Source organism: Streptomyces sp. NA04227 (assembly GCF_013364195.1).
Classification (GTDB): Bacteria; Actinomycetota; Actinomycetes; order Streptomycetales; family Streptomycetaceae; genus Streptomyces.
Genome location: NZ_CP054918.1, coordinates 2420001 through 2436639, shown reverse-complemented (window position 1 = coordinate 2436639; position 16639 = coordinate 2420001). Strand labels below are relative to the sequence as shown.

Sequence of the window (16639 nt, the reverse complement as noted above, 5' to 3'; positions counted from 1 at the left end):
GTCAGAGCCGCCCGGTCTTGACGGCGCCTATGAAGGACGTCCAGCCCTCGGCGCCGAACACCATCACCGGGCCACTGTTCTGCTTGCTGTCGCGGACAGGCACGGTGGTGAAGCCGTCCGCCACCTCGACGCAGTCGCCGCCGGAGGCGTTGCTGTAGCTGCTCTTGCGCCAAGTGCAGGCGATCAGATCCGGTCGCTCGGTGGGCATGAGTACTCTTCCTCCACAACCTTGCTGATCAATGCCAGGGACGCTTCGGGCGTCAGCGCGTTCGCCTGGAGGCGATCGTAGACGACCGCGTGGCGGGTGACATCGTCCGGAGTGTCGCTCAATGAGCCGGAGTTGATGCCTTCCAGGTACGCAACACGCGTACCGTCCGGCATGGTCAGGATGGTCATGGAGCCACTCATGGCTGCCGGGTCGACCTTCTTCCGGGGGCAGACCCTGATGGTCATGCGGTCCTCGGCGCTGAGCTTGCATAGATGCTCAAGCTGTTCCGACATGACGTCCGGCCCGCCGACCTGCCGGTACAGGGCCGCCTCGTCGAGGATCACCCACATCCACGGCGGAGTCTCACGAGCGAGAATCACCTGTCGGTCCAGCCGCGCGGCGACCGTGGCTTCGAGGTCCCAATCTCCGTACACCTGACCGGCTTTGAGCTGCGCGGTGGCGTACCTCGGCGTTTGCAGGAGTCCCGGCACCTCCTGGGTGAACTGGTGGATCACCGACGCCTTCGCCTGCAACTCGATGTACTTCTGGGAGAAGTTCGGGTACGGACTCTGCGCGATGTGCGGCCACAACTCCACCAGACTCCCACCTCCGTTGAGGCCTTCGTCCAAGTCCGCAGTCAGCGTCTGGCCGGGTGGGTCCGTAGCCAGTTCGATCTTCGCGATACGGGTGTGCGACACGTGTACGCAGTCGCCGAGATCCTTCTGGGTCAGTCCGGCCGCCTCCCTGAGCTTGCGCACCTTGGCGCCGAGCAGGTGGGCCACGCTCACGGTCGGGTCAAGTTCCTTTGCGGGCATGGAGGTTGCCTCCCACTTTCCGGTCCACGGATTCAAGCGGTTACCCCTAGTGAGCGTAGTGCCACGGTCCGATGCTTGACACCGGAAGTCCGAAGTAGGGCGTAAGGGAAGGCAGGAGACATGGCATACCGGCAGTGCGCAGGGGCGTTGGCGGAGACCGTGACGGGGGAAGGCGTGCTGAGCCTGTCCTGGGTGCGTCAGCCCCCGCCGTCGGAAACGGGTGGCCGTGACACACGGTGCGACACCTGGAGCATGCGGTTCACCGCGAACGTCAAGGCGGTGGCGCTCGCCCGGCACCAGGTCGAAAGGACCCTCATCGCTTGGCAGTTGAGCACCCCGGACATCGAACGGGCCGTGCTCGTCACGAGTGAACTCGCCACGAACGCGGTCCAGCACGGCCGCGTCCCCGACCGGCTCTTCGAGGTCCGGCTCACGGTCGAGCCCAACGGCGGCCTGTTGCTTGAGGTGTCCGATGCCAGTTCCCGGGTGCCGGAGCACGTGCACGCCGCCCCGGAGGACGAGAGCGGCCGGGGACTCGCGCTCGTCGCGGCACTGGCGGACGAGTTCGGTCACCGGCCCCGCGAGTACGTCGGCAAGACGGTATGGGCGAAGTTTCGCCTCGCCTGATTAAGGTGGGAGGAGTCGGCACAGCGCGGTGACGGCGCCCGGCAGGTCAGCAGCTCAGCAGCACGGCGTACGGCAGGAGAACCGCACATGACCCACCGCAGACCGATCGAGTCGTGGCTCACCGACATGGACGGTGTGCTCATCCACGAAGGCGTGCCCATCCCCGGCGCCGACGCCTTCGTCAAGCGGCTGCGGGAGTCGGGCAAGCCCTTCCTCGTCCTCACCAACAACTCCATCTACACCGCCCGCGACCTGCACGCGAGGCTGCGGCGCATGGGCCTGGACGTCCCCGTCGACAACATCTGGACCTCGGCCCTGGCCACCGCGAAGTTCCTGGACGACCAGCGCCCCGGCGGCACCGCGTACGTCATAGGGGAAGCGGGCCTGACCACCGCCCTGCACGACATCGGGTACGTCCTGACCGACGCCGACCCCGACTACGTCGTCCTCGGCGAGACCCGTACGTACTCCTTCGAGGCGATGACCAAGGCGGTCCGGCTGATCAACGCGGGCTCCCGCTTCATCTGCACCAACCCCGACGAGACGGGCCCCTCCACCGAGGGGCCGCTGCCCGCCACCGGCTCGGTCGCCGCCCTCATCACCAAGGCCACCGGCAAGGAGCCCTACTTCGCGGGCAAGCCCAACCCGCTGATGATGCGCACCGGCCTGAACGCGATCGGCGCGCACTCCGAGTCCAGCGCGATGATCGGCGACCGGATGGACACCGACGTCCTCGCCGGCCTGGAGGCGGGCATGGAGACCTTCCTGGTGCTGACCGGCCTGACCAGCGAGGCGGACGTCGAGAAGTACCCGTTCCGGCCCGGGAAGGTCGTGAACTCCATCGCGGATCTGGTCGCTCTGGTCTGAGCGTCACCGGCCTGCCCGCTTGCCCGCCCGCCTGCCCGCCCGGCGGCGGCGCGAGCGGGCGCGGGCACCCGCACCTCCCTCACGTACGGTCACGCCCGGGATGCGGAACGTCCTCGCGCGGGTGAACCTGCCTGTATCAGGAGGTCCACGATGCCCAGAGGTTCACGATGCACATAGGCCAGCTCCCGCTGAGGGCCGCCGCCGCGACCGCGCTCCTGCTCGCCGCCCCCGCGACCGCCGCCGAGGCCTCGCCCGGCGACACCGCGGGCGAAGGACAGGTGACGGTACGGGCCGAGAGTCCGGCCGACCGTCCGGCGTCCGGCGAGGGCGCCGCCTCGCTCCACCCGGCGGCCGTCGGCCGCGGCGCGAAGGTCGAGATCACGGTCACCGGCTGCCCGGGCACCACCGCCCGCGCCTACTCACCCGCCTTCGCCGCCCCCGCCGACCTCGGCCCCGCCGCAAAGGACGGCCACTCCGCCCTCCTCGCCGACGCCAGGGTCAGGCAGACCGCGAAGTCCGGCGAGCATCGGGTACGGATCGCCTGCGGGAACGCGGACGGGACGGCGGACGGGACGGCTGACCGGACGGCGGACCGGGCAACCGACCGGGCTCCCGGCCGGCCCTCCGACGGGGAGCGCGCCCTGAGCAGCACGTTCCGGGTGATCGACGTGGCGGGGTCCGAGGCCGAGGCCGGGGCGGGTGCCGGGGCCCGTGAGGGCGGCGGGCACGGCGACGACGCGGACCACCGCGCACCCGGGACCCACGCGGACCCGGCCACCCAACTGGCCGCCCAGCCCGAACTCGCCGGCCCCGGCGCCCCGCACGCGGTCACCGGACTGGCCCTCGCCTCGGTCGCGGCGGTGGCCGTAGCCCTGCGCAGCGTCCGGCGCCGACGCGAGGAAGGCACCGGCGGGGGCAACGGCGGCTGAGTCCCGCGGCGACTGGCCGGGCCGAGCCCCGTAACGACCCGACGGCTGAACCCCGTAACAACCCGGCGGCTGACCCCCGCAACGACTCGGCTCCGGCGCCCGCCCCGCGAAGGGAACCGGACACCGGAGCCGAAAAGCCTTGCCCCCCCCCGAAGGGACTTGGCGACGTGCGAACGTGCCGAGGTGGCGACCTGACCTCTAGGCGGTCGCCGGTTCGGCCACCTGCGCAGGGGCCGTCCGGGACGCCGCACGCAGGCCGAGTGCGCCGAAGACCGCGCCGAAGACGGCCCAGAGCAGGACCTGGGTGCCGATCGACAGCACGCGGAAGTCCCACAGGAGGCTGGCCTCCACGGGGACCTCGTCGGGGTTGCCGGGGAGCAGGAACAGCACTCCGAGCACGGCCACCACGGTCAGCGCCACCGCGATGTGCCGTACGGGGGCCGGGCGTTCGGCCAGTTTCACGAAGACCTGCCAGGCGAGCAGGAGGCCGAGGACGCCGATCGCCACCGCGCCGAGCCACAGCTCCTGCCGGTCGGTGACGGTGCCCGAGTCGCCGACACCGGGTGGGTTGGCCGGGTAGCGCAGGGCGGGCAGCAGCGAGACGGCCAGGAAGGCCGAGGCCGCGAAGACGAGGGCGCGCGGCCAGGGGTTGGCCAGCGGCGCGCGACGGTGGACCAGGGCGTAGGCGATGGCGAAGAAGACGCCGAGGGCGATGCCCGCGACGACGGCGGTGACCACGAGGCCGAAGTGCTGTGTGGAGCGGGAGAACAGCTCCTCGTGGGTGTGAGCGGTGGCGGCGGCTTCATGGGCGTGCTCGTGCGCGTGTTCCTTGGCGGAACGTGCCTCCTCGTCGCGGATGGCACGGTCCATCAGGGGTTCGGCGGCGAGCAGGGAGAAGAGACCGGCCGCGAGACCGGCCGCTCCTCCCGCCGTGACGCCGCGCCCGAGCAGGGGAAGGATGGGTGTGGACATGGCTGTGTGCGCTCCGGGGATCAGTGGCAGGGAGCGCCGAAGAGGTGGCGACCGTCGTGGGCGAACTCGTGCAGGTAGTCACCGGTCGCCGAGATCAGGGTGCCCTGGTCCAGGAAGACGGCGTACAGGGCGATCAGCGCGACGATGGCCGCGGCGGCCGCGATCATCCAATCGCGGGTCGCGGTGGCGGCAGCGGCCGCCGATTCGGTGGGCTGCGCGGTGTGCAGGGACATACCGATGGGTCTCCTCACTGGGGTTTCCACGCCCCATGGCAGGAGGACGACGGGTCAGTTCCTGACTCCCGTACGGCGATTGCCGTGCGGTAACAGTGGCGGGACCGTCCCGGATTCGCACCGGGTTCCTGACGCATGTCGCCTCGACGTATGGATTTGTCGTCCGGAGAGTCCCAGCGCTGCGGTGCACCTGTCAACCAACTGGGTCACACTTGCGTCCGGCTCCGGAACTTCTCCCTCCGGACGCCGTTCCCGAGTTGGGACGTATCCGGGCAGAGTACGTTCAGACGCGTGTGCCACGATGGGCTCTGCCCAGGAGCACACCGAGGGGGAGTGGATGTACGGCAGCACATCGACCTGCCGGGACGGGGACCGCGGCGTCCCCCTGAGCGAGCGCACAACCGGCTTTGCGCGTACCGGAGTCAGAGGGTGCGTCGCGGCCCTGGGTGCCGCGCTCTTCCTGGCGGGCTGTTCCTCCGACGGCGGTGACGACGGCAACGACTCGGCGGCGCCGGTCCGCCAGCAGCCCAAGGGCAGCGACCCGTACTGGGTGAACCCCCAGGGCAAGGCGGCACAGCAGGTGGCCGCGTACACCAAGGACGGCCGCGGGGACGAGGCGGAGCTCGTACGCCGGATCGCCGAGCAGCCCGCCGCCGAGTGGATCGGCCCGGAGAACGCCGAGCAGCAGGCCCGCGGTTTCACCGAGGCCGCCGCGAAGGCCGACCGGGAGGCGCTGCTCGTCCTCTACAACATCCCGCACCGCGACTGCGGCAACTACTCGGGCGGCGGCGCGGCCGACGGCAACGCCTACCGCGACTGGGTGGACCAGGTCGCCAAGGGCATCGGGGACCGCCCGACCACCGTGGTCCTCGAACCGGACGCCGTACTGCACCTGGTGGACGGCTGCACCCCCGGCGAGTTCCACGAGGAGCGCTTCGACCTGCTCAAGGGCGCCGTCGAACGCCTCGGCGCGCTGCCGCACACCACCGTCTACCTGGACGCGGGCAACGCCGGATGGGGCAAGCCCGACCAGCTCTTCGAGCCGCTGAAGCGGGCCGGTCTCGACCAAGCGGACGGCTTCTCCGTCAACGTCTCGAATTTCTACGCCACTTCGCAGTCCGTCGACTACGGCAAGCAGCTCTCGGCGAAGGTCGGCGGCAAGCCCTTCGTGGTCGACACCAGCCGCAACGGCAACGGCCCGTACACCGCGGGGGACCCCAAGGAACGCTGGTGCAACCCGCCCGGCCGCGCACTCGGCGAACCGCCCACCACCAAGACCGGCGACCCGCTGGTGAAGGCCTACCTGTGGGTCAAGCGCCCCGGCGAGTCCGACGGCACCTGCAAGGGCGGGCCGAAGGCCGGTGACTGGTGGCCCGAGTACGCGCTCGGCCTCGCGAAGGGCGCCAAGGGCGCGAAGGGCTGAGCGTCCCAAGGGCCGAGTGTCCGAAGGGACTTGATGTGCCAAGAGACGTGATGTCCGAAGGGACGTGAACGGGCGAAGGGCCCGAAGCCGCAACCCCAGGCGGTTTCTAGGGGTCGTCGCAACACGTGGTCGTGTTGATCAGGCCGCGAGCAGTTTATGCAGGCGCTCGGCTGGGGTTTCCCAGCCGAGCGTTTTGCGTGGGCGGCCGTTGAGTTCGGCGGCGACCGCGTTCAGGTGCTCGTGGGTGTGGACCGAGAGGTCGGTGCCTTTGGGGAAGTACTGGCGAAGCAGGCCGTTGGTGTTCTCGTTGGAGCCGCGCTGCCAGGGACTGGCGGGGTCGCAGAAGTAGACCGGGACGTCGGTGGCGATGCTGAAGCTCTTATGGGTGGCCATCTCGGCGCCTTGGTCCCAGGTGAGCGAGCGGACCAGATGCCTGGGCAGTGTCCGGACGGTGTCCACCAGCGCGTCCCGGACGAGTTCGGCGCTGCGGCCGCCTGGCAGGTGCAGGAGCATCACGTAGCGGGTGGCGCGTTCGACGAGGGTGCCGATGGCCGAGGCACCGTCCTTGCCGATGATCAAGTCGCCTTCCCAGTGGCCGGGCACTGCCCGCTCCTCGGCCTCGGCAGGACGTTCACTGATCATGACCATGGGGTCCCGGAAGCGGGGCTGCCGGCTGCGGGTCTGCCGTTGGGGCTTGCGGCGGGTGCGCCCCGAGCGCAGTGCGCGGACCAGCTCACGGCGCAGTTCCCCTCGGCCCTGGACGTAGAGAGCCTGGTAGACCGTCTCGTGGACCACATGCATCTCCGGCCGGTCGGGAAACTGTGCCTTCAGAGCGTGGCATATCTGTTCCGGGCTCCACCGGCGGTCCAGGCCGGCCTGGACGAAGTCTCGCAGCTCAGGACTCTGGTGGATCTTCCGCGGCTTGGGGCGGGGGCGGCGGCTGTCCGCGCGAGCCTGCGCGGCGTAGGGCCGATAGTGCCACCGGCCGTTGGCGCCCGTGGTGCGGTTGCGGCGGATCTCGCGGCTGATGGTGGACGGGCTGCGGCCCAGCTCGGTGGCGATGGCCCTGGCAGGCGCCTTCTCCCGCAGCCGGTCGGCAATGTAGATCCGCTCGTCCTGGCTCAGGTACCGCTGCGAGGAAGCCGAAGGAGGCACCACCGGACGAACCGGTCGCGCCTCCTTGCTCCGGCCGGACGGTCGACGTCCGTTGCGCCAGCGCCTGCCGGTCTTCGAGTTCACCCCGACGATCCGGCACGCTTCCTCGTTGCTCACACCCTGCTGCATGAGCTGGAAGTATGCGGCCCGCTCAGCAGAGAGCTTCCTGCGGCCCTGAGGGCTCCGCACCTTCCGAATCTCGAAGTCCATCGCAACCCCTGAACTGGGGTGTTGCGACGACCACTAGAACGGAAGCCACCGGGTCGGCTTCGGGCCCTTCGCCGTAACTCCTGCTGTTACTGCCTACTGGCCACTGCTTCTGCTACTGCTTCGCGTGCTGCTGGGTCAGTTCGCTCGGGCGGACGACCACGAACCCCTCGCCCTCCAGCTTGAGTTGGACGGCCTCGCCCGAACCGCCGCGCAGCATCGAGCCCATGGACTGCGAACGGTGCAGCGAGGTCTGCAGCGCGGCGGACCAGCCGACCACCGCGTCGGTGTCCACGAGCACCGGCGCCTGCGCCGAGACGGGGATGACCAGCGGGCTGCCGTCACAGATCAGGCCGAGCTTGCCCTGGCCGGAGAAGACGCTGTTGAAGAGGCCGCCCCCGGTCATGCCGGCGCCCCTCACGGTCTTGATCTCGTACGAGAGCGTGGGGTCAAAGCACAGGACGTTGCGGCCGTTGACGGTGAAGACGTCGCCGGGCTCGATGTCCACGATGAAGCAGTTCTGCGCCTCGTGCGCGAACCAGGCCTCGCCCTGCCCGCGCACCGCCATCAGCGCCAGTCCCTCACCGGTGACCGCCCGCTTGAGCATGCCCCCGACGCCCTGGCCCTTCCGCTCGAACTGGAGGTTCCCGCGGAAGGCGATCATCGCGCCCTGCCGCGCGTACATCTCGCCGTTCACGGTGTACCGGATGGACTTGGAGTTCTGCACGCTCATTCCGGGAGCGGTCGCGGGCTGCACCAGGTGTTCCGCGGAGAAAAGATCGCCCTTCATACGCTCATCTCTCTTTCATCCCTCTTGCGTCCATCGTCTTACGAGTCGTCCCGAGCCGTCCTGAGCCGAATCCGTCGGCTTCCGTCGGCTGCTGTCGGTGCCCGTGGGCCCGCCCCGGCCGAGGTCGGCACGGGCCCGTCAACCGCCCGTGCCCTACGGCACCTTCACCCATTGCGCCTTGGACGGCGTGCCCTTCTCGTCCGTCACGAAGAGCATGTACCAGCCCGACTGGACCAGGTTGCGGTTCTTCGGAATGGTCACCGTGACGTCGTCGCCGGAGGCCTTCATGTCCAGGGCGATCGAGCGCTGGTCGACGTCGGTGACGTGGGTGGAGGCGCTCGGCCGGATCAGGCGCGCGTTCTTCAGTTCGGAGGCGGTCGGCGAGGTGAAGGTCGCCGAGGCGCCGCGGGCCACCGTCTTCGGGCCGCCGCTGAGCGTGGGGCGCGAGTCGCGGTACAGGTAGGGCGGGGTGTAGATCTCGATGCGCTGCTCGAAGGTGCCCGGCTTGGTGTTGGCCGAGTCCCCGTAGAGCGAGTCGGAGCCGAAGAACATCACCCGGCCGTCGGGCAGCAGCAGCGAGCCCGAGTGGTAGTTGCGTCCGATCGCCGGATCGGCCACCCGGTCAAGGGAGTTGGACTTCGGGTCGTAGAGGTGGGCCTGGAGGATGTCGGAGCCGCCGCGGCCCCGGTAGTCCTCCGAGCCGCCGGAGAGCAGGACGGTGTCGTCGGGGAGCACCGAGGCCTGCGGGTAGCGGGTGCCCTTGTCCAGCTCGGGCCCGTCGGTGAAGCGCGGCGCGTCGTCCTTCAGGTCGATGAGGCGGGTCTTGGCGCTGGACTCCTTCGACTCACCGACGCCGCCGCCGCCGACCACCATGTACTTCTCGTCCTGCGCGGGCGGCAGCAGCACGGTGCCCGAGGTCTCCATCAGGTCCGCGTCGCTCAGGCCGGGGAGCTTGTCGAACTTGTTGGTGTCCAGGTCCCAGACGCCCGGGTCGCGGCCGACGTCGTCGGGGCCGTATCCGGCGTTGGAGCCCGAGTAGAAGAGCTTGCCGTTCTGCATCAGGAAGACGGCCGGGTAGGTCGGGAACTGCCGGATGCCCTCGGTGTACGTCCACTTCTTGGTCTTCGGGTCGTACACCTCGTTCTTGCCCGGCACGAGCTGACCGATCTCGTCGAGACCGGACATGCTGAGCACCTTGCCGTCGGAGAGCGTGGTCAGCGTCGGGTACCAGCGCGCCTCCTTCATCGGGTCGACCTTGATGTACTTCTCGGCGACCGGGTCGAACTCGTAGGCGTCGCGGATGCCCTGGAAGTCCTTCTTGTCGAGGGCGAGTTTCTGTGCGATGCCGTAGACGTTGCGCGCGTCCGAGCCGGTCAGGCCCTGGACGCGGTAGTTGTCCTGGGTGCCGGTCTCGTACTGGGTGCCGCTGCGCTGGGCCTCCACGTAGATCCGGCCGAGGCCCGGCTCGGTGCGCTCGAAGGCGCCGGTGACCGGGTCGAAGACCTTCTTGGCGCGCTCGACGACGACCGGGTCCTTGGAGACGAAGGTCTTGCCGTTCTTGCGGCCGCTGAAGCGGGTCCCGGCGGGCAGCGTGATCGGCTTGTCCGGGTCCTCGTTGTGGACGATCATCAGGCCGCCCGCCTTGGTGACGTCGCCCTGGAGCTTCTCGTAGCGCTTGGTGCCGCCCGCGATCAGCAGGTTGCCGTTGCCCAGTTGGGTGTGGCCGGTGCAGAACAGGTCGGTCGGGGTGGGGATGTTCTTGACCGTGTTGGTGGCCGGGTCCCACAGCCGGGTGTCGAACTTCTTCGCGTCGAAGTTCTTCTGGTTGTTGCCGCTGCCCGCCACGAGCAGCACCTTGCCGGTGCGCAGAAGGGCCGCGTGAATGGTGTTCAGCCGGTCCTTCTCGGAGAACTCCAGGACGTCCCAGTGCCCGTTGTCCGCCTTGTACTCGGGCCTGTTGATCTTGTAGTCGTGGTACTCCTCCGAGGCGAACCGGAACAGCGCGGGCCCGTTCATCCCCGCGAGCGCGACGACGACCGCCGAGACGATCGCGATGCGACGTATCCGACGGCTTCGGAAGCTGACTTTCACTGGAACCCCGTGGTACTCGAGAGCAGTTCGTGGTCGTGGGTGGTGCGCGGCGGCCGGGATCGTCCGGCCGCGGGGGAGTGGTGCGGGCGGCGCGCGGGGACGGACGGTGCCGGTCCGGGCGCGCCGCCGCCCTCACTCGTGGATGCGTGGCATGGGTGTCGTCGGGTCCGCCTCCGACCAGGACGGCTGCTGCCGACCGGGCACCCGGGGCGCCTGCTCGGATCCGTACTGCTCGGCGCCGTACCGGTCGGACCCGTAGTGGTCGGACCCGTACTGCCCCGACTCGTACTGCCCGGACCCGTACTGCCCGCCCTGCTCGGGGTCCCCGTACTGCTGGGGTACCCGGGGAGCTTGGTGCTCCTGCTGGGCGTACGGCTGTTGCGTGTACGACTGCTGCGCGTACTGCTGGTCCGCGTACGACTGCTGTGCGTGCGGCTGGTCCGCGTACGAAGGCTCGGCGTACGGCTGCTGCGCGTACGACTGCTCGGTGTACGACTGCTCGGTGTACGACGGTTGTGCGTACTGCTCCTGCACGTACGGCAGTTGGACGGTGGGCTCGGGGGCGTACGCGCCGTAGCCCCCGTCGGACGCGGACGCGGGCGCGGGCGCGCTGTACGCGGGCGTGGGTGAGGGCGCGGGGACGGCGGCGGGCGCCGGGGCGGGCGGCGCGGGGCTGGCGCTCGCGGCCGGGGGCGTGCCCCGGCTGCCGCGCTGCTTGCGCTCCTGGCGCATGCCCCAGCGCCAGGCGAAGATCGGCGCCGCCGTGATCAGCAGCGCGAAGGTGGCCCAGGTGATCATCGCCGGGTGGGCGTGGTCCCAGACGAAGGCCGCCACCATCGAACCGGCGAAGATCATGATGAAGAACAGGTGGATACGGAAGGTCCCGAACAGGGTGTCCGGGCTTGCCGAGTCGCCCTTGGGCGTCACCACGAACTTGCTCTTGCGGCGCAGGATCGCATCCGTCAGCGAGCGGGCGTAGATCGGCGCCGAGAGCGCGGACATCACCATGCCCGCGACGCCGCCGCTGCCCTCCGGCTCGTGCGGCGAGACATTGTGCCGCCGGTTCCAGATGTACAGGCCGATCTGCAGCGCCGAGGCGTTGCCGTAGAGCATCAGCCAGATGGCCGGGTCGATGTTCACACCCGAGGCGCCGAGCCCGAGGAACAGCGCGCAACTGATGGCCGCGAGGATCCAGTTGAGGGCGGACATCGGGTAGAAGATGACCATCATCGTGTAGTTGAAGAAGCGTCCCGGCGGCAGCGTGAACGGCGCCTTCCAGAACTGCTTGAGGATGGTCTCGTAGGTACCGCGCGACCAGCGCAGCTGCTGCGTGAAGAAGTCGGTCCAGGCGTTCGGGCCCTCACCGACGGCCAGCACGTCCGGGGTGTACACGGACTTCCACTTGCGGCCGGTGACCGGGTTCTTGGCCCGGTGCATCTCGAAGCCGGTGGCCATGTCCTCGGTGATCGAGTCGTACAGGCCGCCGATCTGCTTGAGCGCCTTGATGCGTACGGCGTTGGAGGTGCCGACGAACATCGGGGCGCCGTAGCGGTTGCCCGCCCGCTGGATCAGCGCGTGGAACAGGAACTGCTGCGACTCGGCGGCCTTGGTGACGAAGGTGTCGTAATTGCCGTACACCTGCGGGCCGATGACGAAGCCGACGTCCGGGTCGCGGAAGAAGCCGAGCATCCGCTCCAGGTAGTTCGGCATCGGGACGTGGTCGGTGTCGACCGAGGCGAAGTAGTCGTAGTCGTCGCCGTGGGCCTGGAGCCAGGCGTTGTAGTTGCCGTGCTTGGTCTTGGCGCGGTGCGGGCCCTTGGCCTGGTTCCACTCCGGGACGCCCTTGCGGGTGAAGTGGTGCACGCCGAGCCTCAGGCAGACCTCCTTGACCGCGGGGTCGTCGCCCTCGTCGAGCAGCCAGACGTGCATCGTCCCCCGGTGACGGATCTTGACCGCCGCCTCCAGGGTCTTCGTCACCATCTCAAGGGGTTCCTTGCCGGGCACGAAGGAGGTGAGGAAGGCGACCCGGGTGCCGGACTCGGGGACCACGGGTATCGGGTCCCGGGCGACGAGCGTGGCGTGCGCGTTGGAGAGCACGTTCATGCAGCGGAAGAACTCGATCAGACCGATCGAGACCAGCATGATGACGTCGAGCGTGGGCAGGAAGTCGTAGGCCGGATACTCGCGTTCGGTCCAGTGCGTGGGCTGGAGCAGCCAGGCGAGCAGGACGAGCGACAGCAGCGGGGCCGCGCCGAGCATGAGCGCGGCGCGGACTTTGTGCGGTTCCTGTGAGAGAAGCGAGCGGTACCGCACCTTGTACGGCTTACCCGGTTCAGGCTGGTGCAGTGGACCCGCCAGACGGCTGTAGTGCTCGTAGTCGTAGCGCGGAAGTTCCTTGCGCAGGCGTCGGAATCCCCCGGTGAGGGTCAGCGATCCGGGCAGCCTGAGCTGAGTGGTCCGCGAAGGGTCCTCGCGCTCGGGCCGGCCGCCGTCCGGCGTCGACTTCATCGCTCATTCCCCCCGCGCGCACGCATGCGCAGTCGTCGTTCTCATGGTGTTGCTCGTCCCCCCGACGGTGTGGCCGACCGGTATGGCCGTACCGGTCAGGTCGATGGCCACTCGTCACCTTAGACAGCCGTAGCTACCGTCCGGTTGCATCATGCCTGCCGCGGCCCATTCGATACGAAAGGGGTATCGTTCCCCGGCCATCGGCCGGGGCGCCGACGCGGTAGCCGTGATTCCGGTCGTGATCCGGCACAGAATTCTCCCCTCGCGCCATGATCGCAAGGGTGGAACACCCGCCACACGGGGCTCCGTTCAGCTCGGCCGTCCGGCCCGCAGCCGCTCCCGGCCCTGCTCGGCGCCCTGTTCGCGGCCCGGCGCCCGGTCCGGTGCCCGGTCCTGTGCGGCGGCTCCCACGCGGGTGCGCAAGTGATCGAAGTGGTCGCGCATGGTGCGCTCCGCGCGCAGGACGTCGCCCGAGCGCACCGCCTCCAGGATGTCGCGATGCTTGCGGCAGGTGACGCGCGGATCCTGCGGTACGTCCATGAGGTCGCGCTGCACCTGGTGGAACGCGTCCCAGAAGGCCTCCAGGACCTCGCCGAGCAGGGGATTGCGCAGACCGCGGTAGAGCGCGGCGTGGAACCGGCGGTCGGTCTCGGCCAGTTCGAGCTCCGCGCCCGCCTCGGCCATCGCGTCCATCCGGTCGACCAGCGCCTCCAGGACGGCGAGCTCCTCCTCGGGCAGCTTGCAGGCGTGCTGGGCGACCAGGCCGATCTCCATGGCCTCCCGCAGTTCGAGGAGCTGGCGCAGGCTGTCCTCGCCGCGGTGGTGCCCGGCCACGGTGCGAAAGGCGAGGCCCTCGCTCATCGGCGCCAGGGACATCGGCCCCACGTACGTACCGAAGCCGTGCCGTATGTCGACCAGGCCGATGGCCTGCAGGGCTTTGAGCGCCTCGCGCACCGAGTTGCGGCTCACCCCGAGCAGCTTCATCAGCTCGGGCTCCGTGGGCAGCGGGGCGCCCGACGGCAGCCGTTCGTCGATGATGAGCTTCTTGATCCGCTCCTGGATGTTGCGCGCCATGGGCCAAAGGTAGCCGGGGCGTGTGCGGTGGGGGAGTCGCCGGAGACCCAGATCACGGTATTCCGAGACCTGGATCACTTTCCCCGGGAGGCGAATCGGCTCCGCCTGTCACATTCGGCGGCCCGGTTTCGTCGGTCACACGAGGCATGGCCTCGGGGGCGGCCGCCAGGGCAGCCGCCCAGCCCCGGTGGCCGCAGACGAAAGGGACGATCATGAGCGAACCCACGCTTGTCCAGCGCTACATGAAGGCGCTCGGAGACCAGGACTGGGACACCCTGGCCGCGCTCCACCACGAGGACGCGGTCTTCTACACGCCGTTCATGTGGGGCGCCAAGGGCATCCCGTTCATCCTGGCGTTCTGCAGGTCGGTGCACGAGGGCTTTCCCGGGGTGCGACTGGTGCTGCACGACGAGTTCTACAGCCCCGAGGGCGACAAGGCGTCCTTCCGTTTCGCGATGCACTGGCACAACACCGGCCCTTTCCTCGGTAACGAGCCCACCGGTGAGCGCGGTATGAGCGTGGAGACGATCACGATCGGCATACGCGACGGCCGTATCACCGAGCAGTTCGTCTCGGTGGGCCTGATGCATCTGCCGTCCCTCGAACTCAACGAGTGGAAGATGGACTACCCGCGCGAGGTGGTCGACCCCGGCCCGGCGATCCTCACCGCACCCGCCGAGCCGGGCGGATCCGGGACGAGCTGATCCGAGACGCATTGATCCACACGCCCCCGCACGCCCTCGCGTAGTGCGGGGGCGGCGATGGCGACGAAAAAGGGCTTCCCGGCGAACCGGGAAGCCCTTTTCCTTGCTGTCTTGCTTGTGCGCCGCCAGGGACTCGAACCCCGGACCCGCTGATTAAGAGTCAGCTGCTCTAACCAACTGAGCTAGCGGCGCCTGCTGACGCGAGAACTCTACCCGAACTCCTGGGGTGCCCCCGACCAATTTTCGACGGCCCTCTTATCACGCATGTCCCGGAAAACCCCGCATTACCTCTTTCGAGCCCTCCATGTGCGATTACCCCTGCTCGTGGGGAAAGTGTGAATTCGACCGAGCGCCTTCGTCCCGCCGCCCCACGCGCCATCACGCACACCGACGCATTCCCCACGCACCACCCCCGGACTTCCCGCCGCGGAAATGTGAGGTACATCGCATGCCGGTTCCGGTCTTCGAGGAGTACGAACCCGAGGGCACCTGCCCCTGCCCGGGCTGCCGCCTGTTCGTGGGCACCGCCCCGGCGGGAGCCCGGCCCGCACCGGGTCACGCGGCCGGGACGCGGCGTACGGCGGGCCGGGTCCTGGTGGTCGCCGCGGCGGCCGGGGGCGTGCTCGGCTCGGCGATGGCTCCGGGCACCGTGCCGCTCGCCCATGCGGCGGGCGCCTCCGTGCACGCCGCGGGGGCCGCCCGTGCGGTGACCGGGGCTCCCGGTGAGGCGGCCGGGCCCGGCGCCACCCCGCAGGGCGGCCAGAGCGGTCTGCACGGCACCGGATACGCGACGCTGCCCGGTCCCACCACCCGCGCCGAGATCGTCCGGCGGGCGAAGGCCTGGGTGACGGCCGGGGTCCCGTACAGCATGAGCGGCTTCTGGCACGACGGTTACCGGCAGGACTGCTCCGGCTTCGTCTCGATGGCCTGGGGGCTGGGCACCAACGTCTGGACCGGCAGCCTCGCCGAGTACGGCGAGCGCATCGACCGCGACGAGCTGCGGCCCGGCGACATCCTGCTCTTCCACAACCCCGCCGACCCGAACCGCGGCTCCCACGTCACCGTCTTCGGCGGCTGGCGCGACGCCGCGCACCGCTCCTACCTCGCCTACGAACAGACCCGCCCGCACACCCTGGCCCGCGAGACCCCCTACCCGTACTGGTCGCACGCGAACGACTACATCCCCTACCGCTACCGGGGCCTCACCGACGGCGCCCCCGGCGCCCCCGCCCCGGCACTCGGCGACGCCTTCCCGGGCCTGTCGGTCTTCGCGCCCGGCGTACGCCACGCGGGCATCACCCGGCTCGGCGCCCTCCTGGCGGCCCGGGGCGGCGCCCACTTCTACCCCTCGGGACCGGGCCCTGTCTGGACGGACTCCGACCGCCGCGCGGTCGCCGCCTTCCAGCGGGCCCAGGGCTGGCGCGGTGCCGAGGCCAACGGCATCCCGGGCCCGGCGACTTGGCGGCTGCTCGTTCGGGGGGAGGGGCGGGACATTCCGGGGAGGGGCGCGGGGCCGGGCGGTGGGCCGGGCCGGGGGAGTCGGGCGGCGCAGGGCGGGTCGGGGGTGTCCGGAGGTACGGGGACGCCTGGAGGTGCGGGGATGCCTGGAGATGCGCGGACGTCCGGACCGGCCAGGACGTCCGGAGGTACGGAGGCCGGTGTCCCGGGCCTTGGCGGGCGGGAGGCGCGTGGCGGCGTACGGGAGCTGCGGGGAGCGGCGTCCGCCCCGTCCGGTTTCCCGGGGCGGGAGCACTTTCGGCCCGGGAAGTCGAACGTTCATGTGGCGCGACTGGGGCGGCAACTGGTCCGTAAGGGGTACGGGCGCTTCTACACCGCGGGAACCGGGCCGCGATGGACCGAGAACGACCGCCGCGCGGTGGCGTCCTTCCAGCGTGCGCAGGGGTGGCGGGGTTCCAGAGCGGACGGTTTCCCGGGCCCGGAAACCTGGCAGCGGCTGTTCTCCTGACCGGCCGCTCGGGGGACGCGGCGGACTGTCGTACCAGGGCTTCGGGGTGGGTGGGGTTCTGATTCACCAA

At 69.8% G+C, this 16639-nt stretch carries 14 protein-coding genes, 1 tRNA gene, 1 pseudogene and 1 riboswitch; of the genes and pseudogenes, 6 read left to right on the top strand and 10 right to left on the bottom strand.

The features are described 5' to 3' along the window. Window position 1: 1 nt before the first annotated feature. Both HUT18_RS10200 and HUT18_RS10195 read right to left on the bottom strand, forming a co-directional pair. Window positions 2-208 (bottom strand): DUF397 domain-containing protein, encoded by a 207-nt coding sequence (locus HUT18_RS10200; protein WP_176099740.1) that lies wholly within the window; start codon window positions 206-208, stop codon window positions 2-4. Next, on the bottom strand, window positions 184-996 hold the full coding sequence (locus tag HUT18_RS10195) for a helix-turn-helix transcriptional regulator (RefSeq protein ID WP_176099739.1): 813 nt from the start codon (window positions 994-996) through the stop codon (window positions 184-186). The genes HUT18_RS10200 and HUT18_RS10195 overlap by 25 nt, the downstream gene beginning before the upstream one ends. 279 nt (window positions 997-1275) lie before the next feature. Between HUT18_RS10195 and HUT18_RS10190 the strand changes: the two genes are divergently transcribed. The 3 genes from HUT18_RS10190 to HUT18_RS10180 all read left to right on the top strand — a co-directional run bounded on the left by HUT18_RS10190 (window position 1276) and on the right by HUT18_RS10180 (window position 3446). Continuing rightward, the gene (locus HUT18_RS10190) at window positions 1276-1650 is read left to right on the top strand and encodes an ATP-binding protein (RefSeq protein ID WP_176099737.1); all 375 of its coding nucleotides are present in this window, start codon (window positions 1276-1278) and stop codon (window positions 1648-1650) included. A gap of 87 nt (window positions 1651-1737) precedes the next feature. After that, window positions 1738-2517, top strand: a complete 780-nt coding sequence (locus HUT18_RS10185; RefSeq protein WP_176099735.1) for an HAD-IIA family hydrolase — start codon at window positions 1738-1740, stop codon at window positions 2515-2517. A gap of 167 nt (window positions 2518-2684) precedes the next feature. After that, a complete protein-coding gene (locus HUT18_RS10180) occupies window positions 2685-3446 on the top strand; it encodes a hypothetical protein (RefSeq protein WP_176096577.1) in 762 nt (253 codons plus the stop codon). 198 nt (window positions 3447-3644) lie between these two features. Here HUT18_RS10180 and HUT18_RS10175 read toward each other — a convergent pair whose 3' ends face one another. Then, entirely contained in the window at window positions 3645-4418 is a 774-nt protein-coding gene (locus HUT18_RS10175) for a CbtA family protein (RefSeq protein ID WP_176099733.1), read from the bottom strand. 20 nt (window positions 4419-4438) lie between these two features. Then, on the bottom strand, window positions 4439-4651 hold the full coding sequence (locus HUT18_RS10170) for a CbtB-domain containing protein (RefSeq protein WP_176099731.1): 213 nt from the start codon (window positions 4649-4651) through the stop codon (window positions 4439-4441). 55 nt (window positions 4652-4706) lie between these two features. Then, a riboswitch (cobalamin riboswitch) is annotated at window positions 4707-4782 on the bottom strand. Between the two features lie 170 nt (window positions 4783-4952). Here HUT18_RS10170 and HUT18_RS10165 point away from each other — a divergent pair. Then, window positions 4953-6074 carry a glycoside hydrolase family 6 protein gene (locus HUT18_RS10165; RefSeq protein ID WP_254878515.1) on the top strand — a complete coding sequence of 374 codons (1122 nt, stop codon included), beginning with the start codon at window positions 4953-4955 and terminating at the stop codon, window positions 6072-6074. Between the two features lie 138 nt (window positions 6075-6212). Here the strand turns inward: HUT18_RS10165 and HUT18_RS10160 are convergent, their stop codons facing one another. From HUT18_RS10160 to HUT18_RS10140, 5 genes and pseudogenes are all read right to left on the bottom strand, one after another. Further along, on the bottom strand, window positions 6213-7439 hold the full coding sequence (locus HUT18_RS10160; protein WP_176099730.1) for an IS30 family transposase: 1227 nt from the start codon (window positions 7437-7439) through the stop codon (window positions 6213-6215). A gap of 112 nt (window positions 7440-7551) precedes the next feature. Then, complete coding sequence (locus HUT18_RS10155; protein WP_176099728.1) at window positions 7552-8226, bottom strand: AIM24 family protein; 675 nt, start codon at window positions 8224-8226, stop codon at window positions 7552-7554. Between the two features lie 153 nt (window positions 8227-8379). Continuing rightward, window positions 8380-10242 carry a kelch motif-containing protein gene (locus tag HUT18_RS10150; protein WP_254878966.1) on the bottom strand — a complete coding sequence of 621 codons (1863 nt, stop codon included), beginning with the start codon at window positions 10240-10242 and terminating at the stop codon, window positions 8380-8382. Window positions 10243-11019: 777 nt separating this feature from the next. Then, a pseudogene (locus HUT18_RS10145) lies at window positions 11020-12825 on the bottom strand (glycosyltransferase family 2 protein); the annotation flags it as partial. Window positions 12826-13134: 309 nt separating this feature from the next. Continuing rightward, window positions 13135-13899, bottom strand: a complete 765-nt coding sequence (locus HUT18_RS10140) for a FadR/GntR family transcriptional regulator (RefSeq protein ID WP_176099724.1) — start codon at window positions 13897-13899, stop codon at window positions 13135-13137. A 212-nt stretch (window positions 13900-14111) separates the two neighbouring features. On the opposite strand from HUT18_RS10140, the gene HUT18_RS10135 reads away from it, so the two are divergent. Next, window positions 14112-14603 carry an ester cyclase gene (locus HUT18_RS10135; RefSeq protein ID WP_176099722.1) on the top strand — a complete coding sequence of 164 codons (492 nt, stop codon included), beginning with the start codon at window positions 14112-14114 and terminating at the stop codon, window positions 14601-14603. Between the two features lie 118 nt (window positions 14604-14721). Here the strand turns inward: HUT18_RS10135 and HUT18_RS10130 are convergent. After that, window positions 14722-14795, bottom strand: a tRNA-Lys gene (locus HUT18_RS10130). Between the two features lie 256 nt (window positions 14796-15051). Here HUT18_RS10130 and HUT18_RS10125 point away from each other — a divergent pair. Continuing rightward, window positions 15052-16569 carry a peptidoglycan-binding protein gene (locus HUT18_RS10125; RefSeq protein WP_176099720.1) on the top strand — a complete coding sequence of 506 codons (1518 nt, stop codon included), beginning with the start codon at window positions 15052-15054 and terminating at the stop codon, window positions 16567-16569. Window positions 16570-16639: the final 70 nt, after the last annotated feature.